Source organism: Paraflavitalea sp., from assembly GCF_059502485.1.
Genome location: NZ_JCACET010000010.1, coordinates 2,180,108 through 2,198,424, shown reverse-complemented (window position 1 = coordinate 2,198,424; position 18,317 = coordinate 2,180,108). Strand labels below are relative to the sequence as shown.

At 47.5% G+C, this 18,317-nt stretch carries 16 protein-coding genes; 4 read left to right on the top strand and 12 right to left on the bottom strand.

From position 1 onward, the window contains the following. Positions 1 to 8: 8 nt before the first annotated feature. Together AC5JBY_RS26040 and queA are read right to left on the bottom strand one after the other, a co-directional pair. Positions 9 to 1,145, bottom strand: a complete 1,137-nt coding sequence (locus AC5JBY_RS26040) for a glycosyltransferase family 4 protein (RefSeq protein ID WP_495907599.1) — start codon at positions 1,143 to 1,145, stop codon at positions 9 to 11. A 104-nt stretch (positions 1,146 to 1,249) separates the two neighbouring features. Next, on the bottom strand, positions 1,250 to 2,299 hold the full coding sequence (gene queA, locus AC5JBY_RS26035) for a tRNA preQ1(34) S-adenosylmethionine ribosyltransferase-isomerase QueA (RefSeq protein ID WP_495907598.1): 1,050 nt from the start codon (positions 2,297 to 2,299) through the stop codon (positions 1,250 to 1,252). Positions 2,300 to 2,681: 382 nt separating this feature from the next. Between queA and AC5JBY_RS26030 the strand changes: the two genes are divergently transcribed. After that, complete coding sequence (locus AC5JBY_RS26030; RefSeq protein WP_495907597.1) at positions 2,682 to 6,569, top strand: TraB/GumN family protein; 3,888 nt, start codon at positions 2,682 to 2,684, stop codon at positions 6,567 to 6,569. On the opposite strand, the gene AC5JBY_RS26025 is transcribed toward AC5JBY_RS26030, so the two are convergent. Then, positions 6,566 to 8,278, bottom strand: a complete 1,713-nt coding sequence (locus AC5JBY_RS26025; protein ID WP_495907596.1) for an ABC transporter ATP-binding protein — start codon at positions 8,276 to 8,278, stop codon at positions 6,566 to 6,568. The two genes, AC5JBY_RS26030 and AC5JBY_RS26025, sit on opposite strands and share 4 nt — an antisense overlap. A 35-nt stretch (positions 8,279 to 8,313) precedes the next feature. Between AC5JBY_RS26025 and AC5JBY_RS26020 the strand changes: the two genes are divergently transcribed. Continuing rightward, positions 8,314 to 9,066 carry a phosphodiester glycosidase family protein gene (locus tag AC5JBY_RS26020; protein ID WP_495907595.1) on the top strand — a complete coding sequence of 251 codons (753 nt, stop codon included), beginning with the start codon at positions 8,314 to 8,316 and terminating at the stop codon, positions 9,064 to 9,066. On the opposite strand, the gene AC5JBY_RS26015 is transcribed toward AC5JBY_RS26020, so the two are convergent. Then, positions 9,041 to 9,811, bottom strand: a complete 771-nt coding sequence (locus AC5JBY_RS26015; RefSeq protein WP_495907594.1) for an AMP nucleosidase — start codon at positions 9,809 to 9,811, stop codon at positions 9,041 to 9,043. The genes AC5JBY_RS26020 and AC5JBY_RS26015 overlap by 26 nt on opposite strands. Before the next feature lie 107 nt (positions 9,812 to 9,918). Here AC5JBY_RS26015 and AC5JBY_RS26010 point away from each other — a divergent pair, with 107 nt between their 5' ends. After that, positions 9,919 to 10,359 carry a type I restriction enzyme HsdR N-terminal domain-containing protein gene (locus AC5JBY_RS26010; RefSeq protein ID WP_495907593.1) on the top strand — a complete coding sequence of 147 codons (441 nt, stop codon included), beginning with the start codon at positions 9,919 to 9,921 and terminating at the stop codon, positions 10,357 to 10,359. 51 nt (positions 10,360 to 10,410) lie between these two features. Then, positions 10,411 to 12,705, top strand: a complete 2,295-nt coding sequence (locus tag AC5JBY_RS26005; protein ID WP_495907592.1) for a DUF2339 domain-containing protein — start codon at positions 10,411 to 10,413, stop codon at positions 12,703 to 12,705. 79 nt (positions 12,706 to 12,784) lie between these two features. Here the strand turns inward: AC5JBY_RS26005 and AC5JBY_RS26000 are convergent, their stop codons facing one another. From AC5JBY_RS26000 to AC5JBY_RS25965, 8 genes are all read right to left on the bottom strand, one after another. Continuing rightward, on the bottom strand, positions 12,785 to 13,315 hold the full coding sequence (locus AC5JBY_RS26000) for a GNAT family N-acetyltransferase (protein WP_495907591.1): 531 nt from the start codon (positions 13,313 to 13,315) through the stop codon (positions 12,785 to 12,787). After that, entirely contained in the window at positions 13,312 to 13,734 is a 423-nt protein-coding gene (locus AC5JBY_RS25995) for a GNAT family N-acetyltransferase (RefSeq protein WP_495907590.1), read from the bottom strand. The genes AC5JBY_RS26000 and AC5JBY_RS25995 overlap by 4 nt, the downstream gene beginning before the upstream one ends. Before the next feature lie 86 nt (positions 13,735 to 13,820). After that, positions 13,821 to 14,369, bottom strand: a complete 549-nt coding sequence (locus tag AC5JBY_RS25990) for a DUF1003 domain-containing protein (protein WP_495907589.1) — start codon at positions 14,367 to 14,369, stop codon at positions 13,821 to 13,823. A gap of 94 nt (positions 14,370 to 14,463) precedes the next feature. Continuing rightward, entirely contained in the window at positions 14,464 to 14,856 is a 393-nt protein-coding gene (locus AC5JBY_RS25985; RefSeq protein WP_495907588.1) for a hypothetical protein, read from the bottom strand. Positions 14,857 to 14,976: 120 nt separating this feature from the next. Next, positions 14,977 to 16,386, bottom strand: coding sequence for a Glu/Leu/Phe/Val family dehydrogenase (locus AC5JBY_RS25980; RefSeq protein WP_495907587.1), 1,410 nt, complete (start codon positions 16,384 to 16,386; stop codon positions 14,977 to 14,979). Positions 16,387 to 16,598: 212 nt separating this feature from the next. Then, entirely contained in the window at positions 16,599 to 16,808 is a 210-nt protein-coding gene (locus tag AC5JBY_RS25975) for a CcmD family protein (protein ID WP_495907586.1), read from the bottom strand. Between the two features lie 8 nt (positions 16,809 to 16,816). Next, positions 16,817 to 17,488 (bottom strand): cytochrome c biogenesis protein CcsA, encoded by a 672-nt coding sequence (gene ccsA, locus AC5JBY_RS25970; protein ID WP_495907585.1) that lies wholly within the window; start codon positions 17,486 to 17,488, stop codon positions 16,817 to 16,819. 93 nt (positions 17,489 to 17,581) lie between these two features. Continuing rightward, positions 17,582 to 18,250, bottom strand: a complete 669-nt coding sequence (locus tag AC5JBY_RS25965; RefSeq protein ID WP_495907584.1) for a heme exporter protein CcmB — start codon at positions 18,248 to 18,250, stop codon at positions 17,582 to 17,584. Positions 18,251 to 18,317 lie beyond the last annotated feature (67 nt).

Sequence of the window (18,317 nt, the reverse complement as noted above, 5' to 3'; positions counted from 1 at the left end):
TCAAGGCGTTATTTCCCGTACTTCTTCAACAACTGCTCGTACAATCCCTCGATCTGTCTTGTCATGGTAGAAGCACTGTAAGTGGAGCTGATAGTTGCTCTTGCTTCCCGGCCAAGGCGTTCGCGCAGGACAGGATCGGTTAATTGAATAATCGTTTGAGGTAGTGTGCTGTCCAGTGTTTCTACGGGCAACAGTAAGCCATTTACATCGTGGCGGATGACTTCTGAGGTGCCATCTACCTTGGTGCCGATAATGGCTTTGCCCATGGCCATGGCTTCCAGCAATCCAATGGGCAATCCTTCCCATAAAGAAGGCAATACGAAGATATCAGCGGCAGCGAGTACATCAGGTACATCCTGGCGGAAAGGAGCAAAGATCACCTGGTCGGTGATGCCCAGTTGCTTTACCATTTCCAGGGCTTCCGCCTTTTGGTCACCATCACCCACCATTAATAAGCGCAGGGAAGGCAGTTGTTTCACCGCCTGTGCAAATGCGCTGATCAGCTTCAGGGGCTGTTTCTGGTGAATAAATCGGGCTACAAACAATACCAGTGTAACGTCTTTAGGGATGCCCAATTCACTACGCACGTCTTTGAAGGAACGGCTGGGATCGAACTTGGTTTGATTGATACCATTGTTCACCACTACCGATTCGAACCCACTGAAATATTGCTTGCCGGTCTGTTGATTGGAGGCCGACACGGAGATATTGATATCTGATTTACGGGTGAGCACCTTTTCGCCAAACACACGGATCTTCTTGACCAAGGGATTTTGGTCGTCGTGGAATGACCAGCCGTGGATGGTGTATACCAGTGGCAGTTTCAGCTTCTTGGTAGCCCAGAATACGTTGGAGTTGGCGCGTGTGCCGTGGGCATGCACCAGCTGAATATTATTAGCCTCAATAAAAGCCTTTACCCGTTTCCATTTGCTAAAATCGAATGGCTTTTCGGTATAGATCACTTCCGTTTGAATGCCCATTTCCTTCAGCCTGTCTACCATCGGGCCTTCGGTAAAAGAAAGTACCACCGGCTCATACCGGCTTTTGTCCAGATTCTCTACAAGGCTCAATAAATGACTTTCCCCGCCACCGATCTGGCCTTGCCGGATGGTCTCCAGGATGCGTATTTTGTTGGTATGGGTCATAACGAGTGCGAAAGTAATACACAGGGCCAGGATATAAAAGAGGGGCAAAAGAAAAGCCCCACTTAAGTGAGGCTTTCTGTATTAATTAATCGTCAATCGACTTTTTAGATCACGATCATGGCATCGCCATAGCTGAAGAAGCGGTACTTGTCCTTGATAGCCTTTTTGTAGGCTTCCATGGCCAGGTCATAACCGGCAAAAGCGCAGGTCATGATCAGCAGGCTCGTCTTGGGCAGGTGCAGGTTGGTAACCAGTGCGTCGGCAATGTTGAACTGGTACGGGGGGTGGATGAAAATGTTCGTCCAGCCTTCGGAAGGTTTCAACAGCTTTTCAGCAGTGTAAGAAGATTCCAGCGCCCGCATGGTAGTAGTACCTACGGAGCAGATACGGTGGCCGCCTTCGATCGCCTTGTTCACGATTTTGCAGGCAGTATCTTCTATGCGATAGTATTCAGCATCCATCTTGTGTTTGCTGAGGTCTTCCACCTCGATGGGGCGGAAGGTGCCAAGGCCGGTGTGCAGAGTTACCTCTGCAAAGCGGATACCTTTAATTTCCAGCCTTTTGATCAGCTCGATGCTGAAGTGCAGACCGGCAGTGGGAGCTGCTACAGCGCCTTCATGCTTGGCATACACCGTTTGGAAACGCTCTTTGTCTTCAGCCTCGGGCTTGCGCTTGATATATTTAGGCAGGGGTGTTTCACCCAGGAATTCCAGCATTTGACGAAACTCGTCGTCGGTGCCATCCCACAGGAAGCGGATGGTACGGCCACGGGAAGTGGTATTATCGATTACTTCGGCTACCAGCTCATCGTTCTCGCCGAAGTAAAGTTTATTACCTACACGGATCTTACGGGCGGGATCAACGATCACGTCCCAAAGGCGGTTAGGCTTATTCAATTCTCTTAAGAGGAATACTTCAATTTTAGCACCGGTTTTCTCTTTGCGTCCATACATCCGGGCGGGGAATACCTTGGTATTGTTGACAACGAAAACATCCTTGTCGTCAAAATAATCCATGATATCGCGGAAGTGCTTGTTTTCGATCTGGCCGGTCTTACGGTGCACCACCATCAGGCGGGCATCTTCACGTTTTTTCGTAGGGTGTTGGGCAATAAGATTAAGCGGTAAATCAAACCTGAACTGTGATAGCTTCATGTGAATTATAACAATTTTATTACGGTAGGTAGCCACATGATACCAAGCGGTAGTAAGAGCGGGTACATCGGGGGAAGTGCTCCGGACAAACGAGGTCTTACGGCACCAGGTTTGATAGCATGTCAGGCATAAATTTCAAGCGGGCGAAGGTAGGAAATAATAAGGATATGAAAAAATAAAGAATCTGGCCCAACGGCCTCGTTTTGCGCCCCGTAAGCCTACAGTGGGCGCTACAGCTCGTTTTAAGAAAACAAAAACACCAAATATTTTATGATTTCGGCTGTTTTTAGCATCTTCCAAAGGGGACCCGGGAAGCGGGCGGCCCGGCCTTCGGGTACGGTCCAGCTGCTTCGTAAAGCCCTTCATAAACCCTCCCTTGTATATGAGAAAATTTGTCCTGCCACTCACAGTCCTGTTCACTATTTCTACCCTGTCTTTATCGGCACAGCAACGTGGGCGAACGCCCGTCAAGCAGCCTTCTGCGGCCAAACCAGCCATCAGGGATGCCAGTAAGAAATACCCCAGCCTCCTGTGGGAGATCTCCGGCAACGGGATGAAGAAGCCTTCCTACCTGTTTGGCACTATGCACGTGAGCGATAAGCTGGCCTTTCACCTTGGAGACACTTTCTACAACGCGATCAAGAGCGCGGAAGTGGTAGCCCTGGAAACCAATCCCGAAAGCTGGCAGGACGATTACAGCAATTCCTCCTTCTTTGGCGCCAGGGGACGTGGTAGCGATAGATTTTCCGCACGTGATGAAGGTCAGTTACTCTCCGACAATATGCGCATCACCACGTTTGCCATCGATAGCTACGAAGAGGCCATCAAGGCAGCCCTGTCGGTGGAACCTTCCATGATCAATGGAATGTTGTATCGAACGTATGGTACCCGAACTGATGATTTCGAGGAAGATACTTTCCTGGATATGTACATCTTCCAGGTGGGTAAGAAACTGGGCAAGCGGCTCAGTGGCGTAGAGAATTTCGAAGAAAGTGAAAAGCTCGTAGTTGAAGCTTATAAGGATATGATCCGCGACCGCAACAGGAAGCGGAAGAGCTATGACATGGAAGGCATGATGACAAATCCTAAAAAGGTGGAAGAGGCCTACCGCCGTGGCGACCTTGATCTGCTGGATTCGCTGGAAGCGCTCACGGTAGCTTCCGACGCCTTCCAGGAAAAGTTTCTGTATAAACGCAATGAGATACAGGCCAACTCGATCGATTCCATCATAAAAAAGCAATCGCTGTTTGTAGGTGTGGGGGCTGCCCACCTGCCCGGCAAAAGAGGCGTTATCGAGATGCTGCGGCAAATGGGGTATACCCTGCGGCCCATCATGATGGATGACCGCAACAGTACCCAGAAAGAAGCCATCGAAAAGATGCGGATGGAGCACCGCTTTGTTACGCAAACAGCTGGTGATGGTTTTTACAAAGTGAATATCCCCGGCAAAAAGTTTTACCAGTTTACCGATTGGAATGGCATGGACGTCGTGCAATATGCTGATATGGTAAACGGCGCCTACTACATGGTGACACGTGTAAAGACCAACAGCCTGGCTTTGGGCCATTCCACCGAAACGGTGTACAAGAAAGTAGATAGCCTCCTGTATGAAAATGTGCCGGGTAGAATATTGAAGAAAACGCCCATCATGAAAAATGGGTATAAAGGGTATGACATTGTAAACCGTACCCGCCGGGGCGACTGCCAGCGGTACAATATCTTCATTACTCCTTTTGAGCTGGTCATCTTTAAGATGAGTGGTAACGGTGAATTCATCAACTCGGGTACGGAGGCGACTAAGTTCTTCCAATCAGTGCAGTTGAAAGAATACAGTGCTGGCGGATGGCACACCTGGCAGCCTGCTACCGGTGGCTTCAGCATCCAGGTGCCGCATACGCCTGCTCTATTACGCGATAACAACATAGGGACCGACAGGCTGGAGTACAGTGCCTGGGATAAACAGGATGGGAATTACTACCTGGTTATGAAAGTAGACCTGCACAATTATGCTTTCATAGAAGAAGACAGTTTTGAATTGAAGTTGATGGATGAAAGCTATGGTTATTCATCCTTCATTGAAAAACAGCTGAGCAGGAAGTTTACTTTACAGAATGGCTACCCGGCCCTGGAAAGCAAGTTCAGCCACAACGATGGCAGTTATAGTTCGGTGAAGTACATCATTCGTGGGCCGGTGTATTATGCGGTAATAGCCCGTTATAAAAACGAGAATGCCAATGTGCGCCGGTTTATGGAATCCTTTGCCGTTCAGCCTTTCTCTTATCCTGAAGCAAAGCTGCGTACGGATACTTCCCTGCATTTCACTGTACGATCACCTTTGTTTCCTGAAGAGAAGAAGGAAGAAATAACAGATATGGATGACATCTATCGGATGGCTTATGAGGAACTTGGTGAGGAAGAGCTATTCCGGGGTAATGATAAAAAGTTCATGCTCATTGGCAACGATACCACCGGAGAAAAGATACGGGTTGTTTATGATCCCCTGTCTAAATATGCTTATTGGAAAGACAGTGCAGCATTCTGGAAGGAGAACTTTACAGAGGTATGGGATGACGACAGTACTTTCATTGTTCGTTTCGACAAGCAATACAGCTTGCCCAATGGATTCCGGTGTCGTGAAAAGCACTATACAGATACTGGCAGCAGCCGGTTGTTGATGGTGAAAACCTTGTATAAGGATGGACATTTGTTCAACCTTGCTACGCTTACCGATACTATGAATCAGCGCAGCCCTTTCCTGCAAAGCTTCTTCACCAGTTTTACGCCGGCCGATACATTGAAAGGCAATGCTGTATTTGTACGTAAAACCGATCAGGTTCTCCGGGACCTGTTTAGTAAGGATAGTGTTACTGCCCGAAGGGCTGCCGGCGCCATTTCGCTGGTAACCTATGACTCCACGGATGTTCCGCGGATCAAACAAACCATCGAGGCCCTCAATTGGGACGTCACCGAATATTTGCGCGTTAAGCGATACCTCATAGGCAGGCTCGGCAGGTCGAAGGATACAGCTGTTACTGGCTGGCTACAGGGGTTGTATTGGAAGGTAAAAGATACGGCCGATCTGCAACATGCTATTCTGAATGCGCTGGCCAGGCAACAGACTAAAGTCTCTTTTACTGCTTTTAAAAATGCGATGCTGCAGGAGCCGCCAATCGTTGAAGAAAGTAGCAGCTCTTATAGGTACGGAGGGCGTTCCGTCTCTATGTCATTCAGTGGTTTTTCCGGAAGAGGGTATTTCCGTGGCAGAGAGGCGGATAGAGGCAGCTGGTATTATCTGTACGATACACTGGCGCTCACCAAAATCATCTTCCCGGATATACTGCAACTCATGGTGGTGGATGATTATGAAGAGCAGATCATGCAACTGCTGACGAAGATGGTGGACAGCGGCTACCTGAAGGCGGCTGATTATGAATCATACTTCAGTAAGATATATCTCGACGGCAAGCAGCTACTAAAGAAGCAAGTAGCTGCAGAAGACAAGGAAAAGATAGACCGGGCCGGGAAGAAGAATCAGCGTAGGTCTATGCTGTTGCTTGGATTCGATGATGACGATGAAGAGCAGGAAGTGGATGAAGGCAATGACGACCTGGAGCAATATGCAGCACTGTTGTTGCCTTTCCGTGATAAGAATCCCGGTGTACAGAGCTTTTTTGAGCAGCTGATGAAAACAGGCGACAGGCGGCTGCTGTACAATACTTTCATTATGCTACTCCATAATAAACAGCCAGTGCCCGATTCGCTGTTTATGAAATATGCTAAGCTGGACAAGTACCGGAGTAAACTGTATGAAGACCTGGAAGAGCTGAAGATGATTGATAAATTCCCGGCTCAATATAAAAACCAGCTGGATATTACCCGCAGTTTGCTGCTCAATCAGTCTGACAGATATATAAAGTTGGATACGATCGTGTTCCTGGATAAGCTGCCAGTGACGTATAAAAAGAAAAAAGGCTGGGTCTACTTCTATAAATACAAACGGATGCGTGATGACGCCAACTGGTATGTGGCAACGGTAGGCATGCAGCCTGAGAAGATGGAGGAGATTGATATAGATAATGATGATTTTACCGACCGTGAGGAGCAGAAGCTGGAGACTGATAAGCCTGTAAAAGAACAGTTAGAGAAAATGATGCAGGAGATGCTGACTGCCAAACGGAGAAGCGCCTGGTCTTATTATCAGGCTCGCAACATCAGGATGTACAAAGGATATATGTCGGATATGGTGAAGAGCCGTAGGTACCGCGATTAACTTAATACGCCCTTCGGAATAGATGCTATTAATTGCTGTGTATACGCCGTCTGTGGATGGAAGTATACCTGCTCTGCTTCGCCGATCTCTTCAATCTGACCTTTGTTCATCACCATGATGCGGTCGCTGATGTAGCGCACTACAGAGAGGTCGTGGGAGATAAAGATGATGGTGAAGCCAAATTCCTTTTTGAGGTCATTCAGCAGGTTCAATACCTGGGCTTGCACGCTTACATCAAGTGCAGACACCGATTCATCGCACACGATAAAAGAAGGATTCAATGCTAAAGCCCTTGCTATTACAATGCGTTGGCGCTGGCCACCGGAAAACTCGTGGGGGTAGCGGTTAAAATGTTCGGCATTAAGGTTCACCTTTTCCAGTAATTCCACCACTTTGTCCCTACGTTGTTTATCTGTAGGCAGCAGACGATGGACCTTAAGCGGTTCTGCAATAGCGTCGCCGATTGTGAGGCGTGGGTTCAAAGAAGAGTAGGGGTCCTGGAAAACGATCTGTATGTCTTTGCGGAGTGCTTTCAGTTCGTCTCTCTTTTTGGCTGTCAGGTCGATGCCATCGTAGATGATCTTTCCCCTGGTAGGTTCGATCAGTCGCAGGATGGTCCTGCCCAAAGTAGTTTTGCCGCAACCTGATTCTCCTACCAGGCCCAGTGTTTCTCCTTTGTATACCTCGAAGCTCACATCGTTGACCGCTTTGGTATATTCCAATGGCTTGCCCAGGAATGATTTCTTAGAAGGAAACCAGACGCTCAGCTGCTCTACGCGAAGCAGGGGAGTGGAAGGCGGAGGTCTGAGGTCTGAGGTAGGAGGTATGAAGTCTGACTTCTTACCGCTGTTTTCCTGGTTCTCCAAAAAATCACTCACTACCGGAAGCCGTTTCCCTTTCGGATGGAGTATCGGCCGGCAGGCCAGCAGGCCTTTGGTATAGGGATGTTGTGGGTTGCTGAACAGGTTGGCAACAGGGCCTTGCTCTACAATATTGCCTTTATACATTACTACTGCTCTGTCGGCCACTTCTGCCACCACACTCAGGTCGTGGGTAATGAAGATCACACCCATCTGCTCTGTTTGTTGCAAAGACTTGATGAGTTGCAGAATAGTTTTTTGTACTGTTACGTCCAGCGCAGTCGTAGGCTCGTCACAGATCAGCAGATCGGGCTCACAGCTCATGGCCATAGCGATCATGACGCGCTGCTTTTGTCCGCCACTTAATTGGTGTGGGTATCGGTTGAATAGTTGTGCCGGGTTGGGAAGTTTTACTTTCTCAAACAGCTCAATGGTTTTCCGCGAAGCTTCTTCTTTGGATAATTTCCGGTGCAGCCGGATGGCTTCCATCACCTGGTCGCCACAGGTAAATACAGGATTGAGGGAAGTCATCGGTTCCTGGAAGATCATGGCTATCTGGTTGCCCCGTATGGCCCGTAGTTGCTGGGGTGTTTGCGTAAGCAGGTTAACGGAGGTTTGGCCGTCCGGCGAAAATAGGATATTGCCCTGGGTATACCTGGCCGGTGGAGTAGGATGCAGTTGCAGTATAGACAGGGAGGTAACCGATTTACCGGAACCTGATTCGCCAACGATGGCCACTATTTCTCCACGCTGTACTTCCAGGGAAATGTTATTGACAGCAGTGGTGGTGCCGATCTCCGTAACGAAATCTACCTGCAAATTATTTATTTGGAGCAAGGGTATGGCCATGGGGTGTAAATTACGCTAATAAAAGTTTTCACGCGATGCGATATAAACATTTTCCGGCATGGATGCTCATTGCAACACTCCTTATCTTAAGTGCAGGTGTGTCTTTTGCACAGAATAACAAAGACAGTAACAGGGTAATTAGTCACATTGTAGATCTTCAAAAACAGGACCTGCAGTTGTATTGGAAAGATGATAAAGGAAGTATCCTGGGAAGTATCGAGCGCCTGCGGCAATTCCTCAACGGCAAGCAGCAGACATTGGTCTTTGCTATGAACGGTGGCATGTATATGGAAGACCGGACGCCCCTGGGGCTTTTTATTCAACAGGGACGGCTGGTAACAAAACTTAATACGTCGTCGGGATATGGTAATTTTTATATGAAACCTAACGGGGTATTCTATATTACTACTGATAAGAAGGCAGTCGTTTGCCGCACACAGGATTTCAAATATGATAAAAAGATCAGCTTTGCCACGCAGTCGGGACCGATGTTGGTGATCAATGGTGCGATTCACCCGGAGTTTAAAAACGGATCTATCAATGTCAATATCCGCAACGGCGTTGGTGTGTTGCCAGGCAACAAACTCCTATTTGCCATGACGAAAGAGCCCATGAATTTCTATGACTTTGCTGACTTTTTCAGGCAACAGGGTTGTCTCAACGCTTTGTATTTAGACGGCTTTGTGTCCCGCACCTATTTACCCGAAAAACAGTGGATACAAACAGATGGCAGCTTTGGAGTGATCATTGGTGAAGTGCGTGCTAAAACTTCAAATGCCGCACGGTAAGCCCGTTATTGATCAGTTGCTTTAAGGAATCGATGCCGATGCGCAGGTGACGCTCTACGTAATTAGCAGTGACAGCTTTGTCACTTTCTTCTGTTTTTACGCCTTCCGGTATCATCGGTGAATCGCTCACCAGCAGCAGGGCGCCGGTAGGTATCTTATTGTAAAAGCCTACAGAGAAAATGGTAGCTGTTTCCATGTCGATAGCGTAGCTGCGAATGCGTTGCAGGTATTCCTTGAATTGCTCATCATGCTCCCATACGCGGCGGTTGGTGGTATAAACAGTGCCTGTCCAGTAATCCACACCATAATCACGTATGGTGGTAGATACGGCTTTTTGAAGGGCGAAGGCAGGCAGTGCCGGTACTTCGGGTGGGAAGTAATCGTTGGACGTACCTTCTCCACGGATAGCCGCAATAGGCAGGATCAGATCTCCGATATTGTTGCGTTTTTTCAATCCTCCACATTTGCCCAGAAATAATACAGCTTCGGGATCGATGGCTGTGAGCAGGTCCATCACGGTAGCGGCAGTGGGGCTACCCATGCCAAAGTTGATGATGGTAATGTTTTCGGCAGTGGCGCATTGCATAGGACGGTCAAGACCAATGACAGGGACTTTGTTCCATTCGGCAAACATCTTTACATAGTTGCTGAAGTTGGTCAGCAGGATGTACTTGCCAAAGTTGTCCAACGCTTCTCCGGTATAACGGGGCAGCCAGTTTTGAACGATGTCTTCTTTTGTCTTCATATAAGGGTTAAATTTCGCTTATTTTCCCCAAACAAGACATTTTATTAATGTGAAGAGAGGCAAGCGGATATATATGAATATATCCTGGCAAACCGTAGTTTTGGCACATGATCCGCATCGAGTATCCATCATTTCCTTTCCGCATCCGGGAAGAAGAAGGCAAAGAGCTCATCTTTGATGAGCTGCGCAAGGTATGGATACGCCTGACCCCGGAGGAGTGGGTGCGGCAGAACTTTCTGCAATACCTGGTGCAGGTGATGCAGTATCCTGCTTCGCTTATTGCCGTAGAACGGGAGTTGAAACTGGGAGAACTGAAAAAGCGGTTCGACGTGCTCGTGTACAACCGGCAACACCAACCCTGGATGATGGTGGAATGCAAAGCGATGGAAGTAAACCTTGATGAGACCGTGCTGCAACAGGTATTACGTTATAATATAGCCGTTCCGGTACCCTTCCTGGTCATTACCAACGGACACTATTGTGCGGGATTTGAAAAGCACAATCAGCAGTTGCAACTCATTGAGGCTCTGCCTATGTTTGCGAATTAGATTTCTTTTAACGCTTTTTGTTGTTTCTTTAAGATAACCAATCATGCCTTTATGGCTACACTGCAAGAAAAAATTGATGAGTTAAGTCGTCAGATCAGTGAACTGGCCGCTCAGCAAACGCACCTTGGTAAACAATTGCTGGCCCTGATGAATGAGCTGGATGCGTTGAAGAAACAAGCCGCTGCTTCTACTCCCGATCTCACCGGCGCTAAAGACCCCGTTCCCGTAAAAGTTATTGAGTATACAGAAACCATTACTGCCCCTTCGCGCAAACCCGGCAATGAAGGAAGTGCAGCATCCCAACGTGGTGCTACACCTGTTGGTACACACAGCAATAAAAGCAAGACTTCTTTTGAAGAGTTTATTGGTAAGAACCTCGCCAGTAAAGTGGGTATTCTTGTAACGATTGTAGGGATATTCATTGGCGCACGGTATGCCATCGAGCACAATATGGTGAGCCCGGTAGTGCGTATTATCAATGGATATGTGAGTGGGCTGGTATTGATAGGTATCGCCCTGAAGCTGAAAAAGAAATACGAAAATTACAGTGCTGTACTGATGGGAGGAGGCTTGTGTGTATTATACTTCATCACTTATATAGCCTGGAGCTTTTACAGTATGTTGCCGCAGATGGCAGCCTTTGGCCTGATGCTGTTGTTTACAGCGGCTATCGTATATGCGGCTATACTATACAACAGGGTCATCATTGCCCACCTGGCGCAGGTAGGCGCCTATGCCATTCCTTTTTTGCTGAGTAACAATTCAGGGCAATACGCCGTATTGTTTACCTACATACTCATCATCAATGCGGGCATTCTTGTATTGTCGTTTTACAAATATTGGAAATCGCTATTCTATGTGGCTTATATAGCTACCTGGCTTATTTATGCAGCATGGTATGTGCTCGATTACAATAACCAGCACTTTAACCTGGCGCTGGGTTTTCTTTGTGCTTACTTTATTCTATTCTACGCCACTTTCCTGGCCTACAAGCTCATCCGGAAAGAGCAATACAATATCGGCGATGTGTTCCTGTTGCTTTCCAATTCCTTTATTTTTTATGGCCTTGGTTATGGTTTGCTAAGTGATTATGCCTCCACGAAATACTGGGCAGGCTTATTTACGGTAGTCAATGCGCTTGTTCATTTAGGCGTGAGCTTAGTGGTGAGGCGGCTTAAGTTGGCCGATAAACCATTGTACTATATGATACTCGGCCTGGTGGTGGTTTTCCTCACCATTGCAGTGCCTGTACAATTGGATGGAAACTGGGTTACGTTGTTGTGGATAACAGAGGCGGTATTGTTGTTCTCCATTGGCCGCACACGTGGTGTACCGGCGTATGAGCAACTGGCGGCAGGGTTGACCATCCTGGCATTTGTGAGTATGATAGAAGACAATCTCCGTACTTATTACCGTTCTTCAGAAAAGCCGTTCTTTAATATTACTTTCTTTACAGGGCTATTGGTGACAGCGTGCCTGGGATACATCGTTTGGCTCAACAGAAGGCCGAAATGGAGCGTGCCGGCTACAGCGCGTACACAGTTTCATGCATTTTATGATTATATCGTACCTGTGTTCCTGCTTATTGCCAGTTATTTTGTTCCTTTCCTGGAACTGACCGAAACGATCAGTGACTTGCAAATAAACTGGCTGGAGAAGCATTTTCTGGTATTCAATGTTGCTGTCAATTTTCTTTATGCAGCGGTATACGGGGTGTTGGTGATGTTTATCAATCAACGATGGATCAGGAACCGCTTGCTGGCAGCTGCTTCATTGACCGGTATATTGATATTATGTGCCAACCTGCTGATGGCCACTATGCCGGCGGCCAATGAATTGAGTATTGGATATTTTCAAGATGGTGATAAAGGTGTTTGGCATGTAGCGATCCGCTATGTAGTAATAGCCATCATGACGCTGGTACTGGTGATGGGTACACGCGTAGTGCGGAGCTATGTTACAGAGACTATGTTGCAGAAGTCATGGTGGCTGATGGTGTATGTTGCCTTGTTGGGCACGGTGAGTTATGAATATGTGAACTGGACAACTATTGTCGGTGCAAGTGATCAATTCCGGGTTGGGCTTAGCATCGTGTGGGGATTGTTTGCCCTGGCGCTGGTGGTTTATGGCATACGAAAAAAGAAGAAGTATATCCGGCTGGCCGCCATTGTATTGTTTGTTGCCACCATTCTTAAACTGTTTGTATACGATCTGGCAGAAGCGGGTACCATCACCAAAACGGTGTCCTTCATTTCCCTGGGTGCTATATTGCTGCTGGTATCATACCTGTACAACAGGTATAAAGAAATACTGTTTGGCGAAGACAGTGCGGAGGTAAGGCCTTAAAAATACTTGTCACCCTGAGCCTGTCGAAGGGTTTTTCTAACGCGGCTTCGACAAGCTCAGCCTGACAACTTGTAATTCATTATATCATAACTCTGCGTTCTTCGGTAGCTGTTCTTACTTCGTTGAAGCCTGCTTTCTTATAGACGTTGATCGCATTGGGGTGGTCCAGGGTGCAGGTGTTAAGTTGAATATGTTTCGGCTGGTAACTCCAGGCTGTTTGTATCACTGTTTGCAGGAAGTAATTGCCGTAACCTTTGCCAATAAAGGCTGGCAACAGGCCAAAGTAGAGTATTTCCACATAATCCTTTTCCTTTACAAACTCTGCAAATCCGCCAACCTGGTCTTCGATATATAATACGTAAATATCAACATTAGGGGCATTGATCTTTTCGTGCAACAATTGGTCATCCATCACCATCCGGTCGAGCCAATACCATTGTTTGCCCACGCCATAATAATAGTTGCGGTACTCATTTACATCAATCGGTTTGGGGAGCAGTTCAAAATGCATGGCAAAGGCCGCCGGGATCGTGTTGGCTGGTTGTTCATGCATTTCGAGGAAGGTGACTTCTACAGGTTGTAAGGCGATATGGGAGGTATCGAAGCTCATTGTAATTTCTTTTGACAGTGAAAGCCTATGATCTTGTAGCCCTGGTTTAGCCAGAACCGGATGCCATTGTTGTTGACGACATAGCAGTTGAGTTCGGAGGCAATGCAACCTTGTGAGCGGCCATATTCATATACCCAGGCCATCATTTCTTCGCCTATTCCTTTGTTGCGGTATTCAGGCAGGATCATTACATTGTCGGGCTCGATGTGTTTGCCTACATAGTATTTATTCAATATCCACAAACCACAAATGCCGATCAGCCGGTCCTGGTCATAAACACCGGCGCATTCGTAATTGCGTTGCTTCATGTCTTCGAGGCGTTCCTGCAGCGTAGCTTCGTCGATCGCATCATTCAGGATGCGGAGGAGTGGGATAATCGTGTGAAGCTGGTCTTTGGGAATAAGGCGGATATCGTACATAGGCTACACTTGTAGCCGTAAAATTAGTGATTATTGACACGCTCCTGTTATATTCTTTGGCATTTACACCAGCGGATTGAAGGATCTCATGTTTCTTCTATCTTCAGTTTGTCGCATATTCTTTTCAAATGTGCCAGTTGTTCCACCTGCATGTCGTACAAGGCTTTGATCTGCTGCTGTTGCAGGAGGTCTACTTTTTGTTGCAGACTTCTGATCTCCAGCTCGGCTTTCAGGTTCACGAGGTAGTCATTCTCTGCCCGCTTGCGATCTTTCTCTTCCTGCCTGTTCTGGCTCATCATAATAACGGGCGCCTGGATGGCTGCTACACATGATAGAACAAGGTTGAGCAGGATAAAAGGAAAGGGATCAAAACTATCTTTTGAGGGACTGGTGAGATTGTAAATGATCCATACAATCAGGATGACGAGGAAGGAGATGATAAACTTCCAGCTGCCGCCAAAGCGGGCCACTTTATCGGCAATGCGTTGGCTGGGCCGCAAGTTATCGGTAGGAGGGTGCAGGAGGTTGTTGATGATCAGTTCTTCTTCCTTGATGGTCTCTGCAACGATGTCCTGTAGCTTTTTTAATTGATCTTCTTCCTCCGTCATGCGCGAGGTAATTTCCTGATCTGCCATACTTGTAGTTTGTTAAGGTTGATATATTATCGGTATCCTGAATATACACCTTATCTCTTGCATGGCCATCCTAAGCGGATGTTAATGGATCTCTCTATTGAATAGTATTGGTATCGGTATAAATAGTGGTGACAGTAGTGGGTTTTTGTTTTGAACCGGGATACAGTTTTTCGAATACATCGAAAATGCTGTCTATCTCATGGCTGGTGGCTGCCTGTACCGTGATATCAGTATAGTTATTTTTAGCGTACCTGATCTTAAAGATCAGCTGCCCATGAGTTCTTTTAAGGAAGGAGTTGTCGTGGTCTTTACGGTATTCGGTGAAGTATTCTTTTTCGTTATCGAAGCGCCATGATTCATCGCCGCGGGTGAGGTAGTAAAAGGTAGTTGGTTGTTCGTTCTTCTGTGCATTTACCAGTTTGCTGAGTACTTGTTCTATCTTATCAGCCTGGAAGTACGCCTGTGGGTAAAGTTTAGATTTTTCCATTTGGCTAAGCAGTTTTATGGTGTACCTAAATCTATATGTTTTTTCCCGCTCCGGCAATTAAAAATCCCATCCGCTGTAACGCGAATGGGATCAAGATATTATAATAGGGCCGGCAAGGGCCTATGGGAATATACCGAGTTCGGCGTAGCTGGTAGCCACTTTGTTGATGGCAACGAGGTAGGCGGCAGTGCGCATGTCCGGTACCTGGGGATTGGCTTTCCAGGCATCCATGATCTCGCGGGTAGCCGTGATCATCGTTTCTTCCAGACCGCTGCGTACGAGGTCTACTTCATCAGGGCCATGCATAATGAATTCACGCTCTTTCTTGTCTACCTTCTTGCCCGTCAACCCTTCGATTTGTCCAAGGATATGGGTGTTGAGGTTTTCGGTGAAGCGTTTCTCCATACGGCCATAACGTACGTGGCTAAGGTTTTTCAGCCACTCGAAATAAGATACGGTAACACCGCCTGCATTCAGGTACATATCGGGCACTACCAGTATACCACGTTTGGTGAATATTTCATCAGCCTCTGGTGTTAAAGGACCGTTGGCAGCTTCGCCAATGATCTTTGCTTTAACGTTAGGAGCATTGGTGCCATTGATCACATTCTCCAGAGCGGCAGGGATCAACACATCGCACTCCATTTCCAGTGCATCGGTATTCTTGGCGAAATTTTGAGCGCCTTTAAAGTTCAGGATCGAACCTGTTTTCTTGCGGTGCTCAAATACGGCGTCTACATCCAGTCCATCGTTGTTCCAGATAGAGCCTTCAAACTCTGCCAGACCAACGATCTTGGCGCCCGCTTCCTGGAAGAACTTGGCGCTGTGGTAACCCACGTTACCCAGACCTTGTACCACGATGCGCTTGCCTTCAACACCGGTAGTGAGCCCCAGCTTATCCATCTGGTCTTTCATGCTCAACACTTCGCGCAGGCCGTAGAATACACCGAGGCCGGTAGCTTCGCGACGGCCACGTACACCACCTTGTGTAACGGGCTTGCCGGTAACGCAACCCATCGCGTCGATCTCGCCGGGACGCATGCTGGCGTAGGTATCTACGATCCAGGCCATCTCACGTTCGCCGGTTCCGTAGTCGGGAGCGGGTACGTCGATGCCGGGGCCGATAAAGTTTTTCTTAATAAGCTCGGATGTATAACGGCGTGTTATCTTCTCCAGCTCATAAGGAGTATATTTCTTGGGGTCGATGGTGATACCACCTTTAGCCCCTGCAAATGGAACGTTTACGATGGCGCACTTGTAGGTCATCAGCGCTGCCAGGGCCATTACCTCATCGAGGTTTACGCTCATGGCAAAACGGATACCTCCTTTACAAGGGAGCTTGTGGTGGGAGTGCTGAACCCGGTAGGCTTTAATTACTTCGATCTTCTCACCGATCTTCACCGGAAAGTGCATCCGGTATACGGCATTACATTGTTTGATCTGCTCCAGGACACCCGGGTCCCATTTGGTAAACTGCGCGGCTTTATCAAAACTCTTTTCTACCGCGCCAAAAAAACTGTACTCTGACATGATTAAGCAATTTTTATGGTGAATCGTTAAACACTTGAATCGTCAAAAGGCAATTGTCAGTCGCAATGCTGAACGATTGAGGCTTGCGTATTATTGGGAACAACCAAAACTATTTTTGGTTTATAAAAAAATCCCGGGTCACGGGATTGCTACTTATTACGAAGCTTTGCTACTACAATTGTGCCCGCTTACCGGTGGGGCTTCCTACTGTTTTAGGCTCCCTTCTCCAGCTTCGTGAGCTTCCGGTCGAGGCGGATCATGTATATGATCAATCCCAACAGGATGGTGACAGCTACGGCCACTACTACATAGATCTTTCCTTCAGACCGCATACCGGTGGCTTGATCAGAGGCGCCATCGTTCTGGGCACTGGCCCATAAGGCTGGCAGCAGAACAAAAAGGGTTATCAGTAATTTCTTCATGCGCATAATTAAAGGGGATGTTTTTTCTCTTCCAATATTTTCCAACGCAGGTATAGTGTGGTCATCCATACACCCAGGAGGCTCCAGCCTACTACTGCGGGCCAGAATACTGTGCGCATGGTGGGATCCAGATCGCCCCCGTTCAATCCGGGGTTGCCTTCCACGCCTTTGCCACCGGGGTGCAGCGACTCTACGAGACGGGGTAGGATCAGGATCATGGGGATATAGATAAAATAGGCAAATATGTTATAAACAGCTGCTACACGGCCTCTTTTATCAAGATCGGTCATGGAATTACGTAGTACGAAGTAGGCCAGGTAGATCAATAAGGCGATAGCGACGCCTAATTGCTTGGGATCATTGTTCCAGGGTGTTCCCCAGGTGTAGTTGGCCCAGATCATGCCGGTGAGCAATCCAAGGCATCCGAGCACGGTACCTGTTTGGGTAAACTGCCAGGCATACAGGTCGTATTTAGGCTTCGGATCACGGAGGTACATGATAGAGTAAACCAACGATACCGTAATAAGTACCAGCTGGGAAAACCACATAGGTACATGAAAAAAGAGATTGCGTATGGTTTGATTAAGATTACCGATATCCGGTACATCAATTAAGAAACCTGCAATGAATGTGTAGAGCAGTAAAAGGATACACAGTATTTTCCACCAGTACTGGCGCATAAATTTCCGGGCTATGTGTGATAGATATTGGCATTTGCAGGGTGGTGAGGCGTGCCAATTACCTGAATAGGGGGCAAAATTAGGGGAAAACGATCAGTCTTTCCAAAGAAAGGGGAATAAGATAACAGCAAGTGCTATTACCATGATATCCAGCCCCACCAGCATCAGTACGATCTTAAGCAGGTCTGACTGGATCACATCGGAAAAGGCAGTGTTGGCAATACGCATTAACAGCAATACCTGGGGTATGATGAGGGGAAAACCCATGATGGCCATCAGCGCGGCGTTCTGTTGTGCCCTGGCCGCAATGGCTGCCAGGAAGGTAAATACCAGGCTGAGGCTACAACCGCCGAGGCACACGATGCCCACGAATTTTAAAGGGTTATGTACCGGATTGCCCAGCAGCAGCTGGAAGAGTATGAGGCTCACCAGGCTCATGATCACCATCAGCAGCACATTGAAGAGCAGCTTGGCCAACACAAAATCGCGGGCGCCGGCAATGGTATAGAAGTATAACATGCGGCCCTTGCTTTCGGCAAGGAAGCTTTTGGATACGGCGTTAATGCAAATGAAAAGCTGGATCATCCAGAAGAGGGCATTCCATACTTTATCTTCCGGCTCCTGGCCCATGGCGAGGTACAGCACAAAAATGGTGGAAGCCACGTACAGCAATATGCCATAAAAGGTATATTGTTGCCTGATCTCCAGCAGGAAATCTTTTTTAACGAGCGCCCAGATATGATTGATTTGTGTGCGAGCCATACGAATGCGCGAAAATAAACAGTTCCGGCGTTTATTCCATTTTCTCTTTGTTGCATCAGATGCTAAA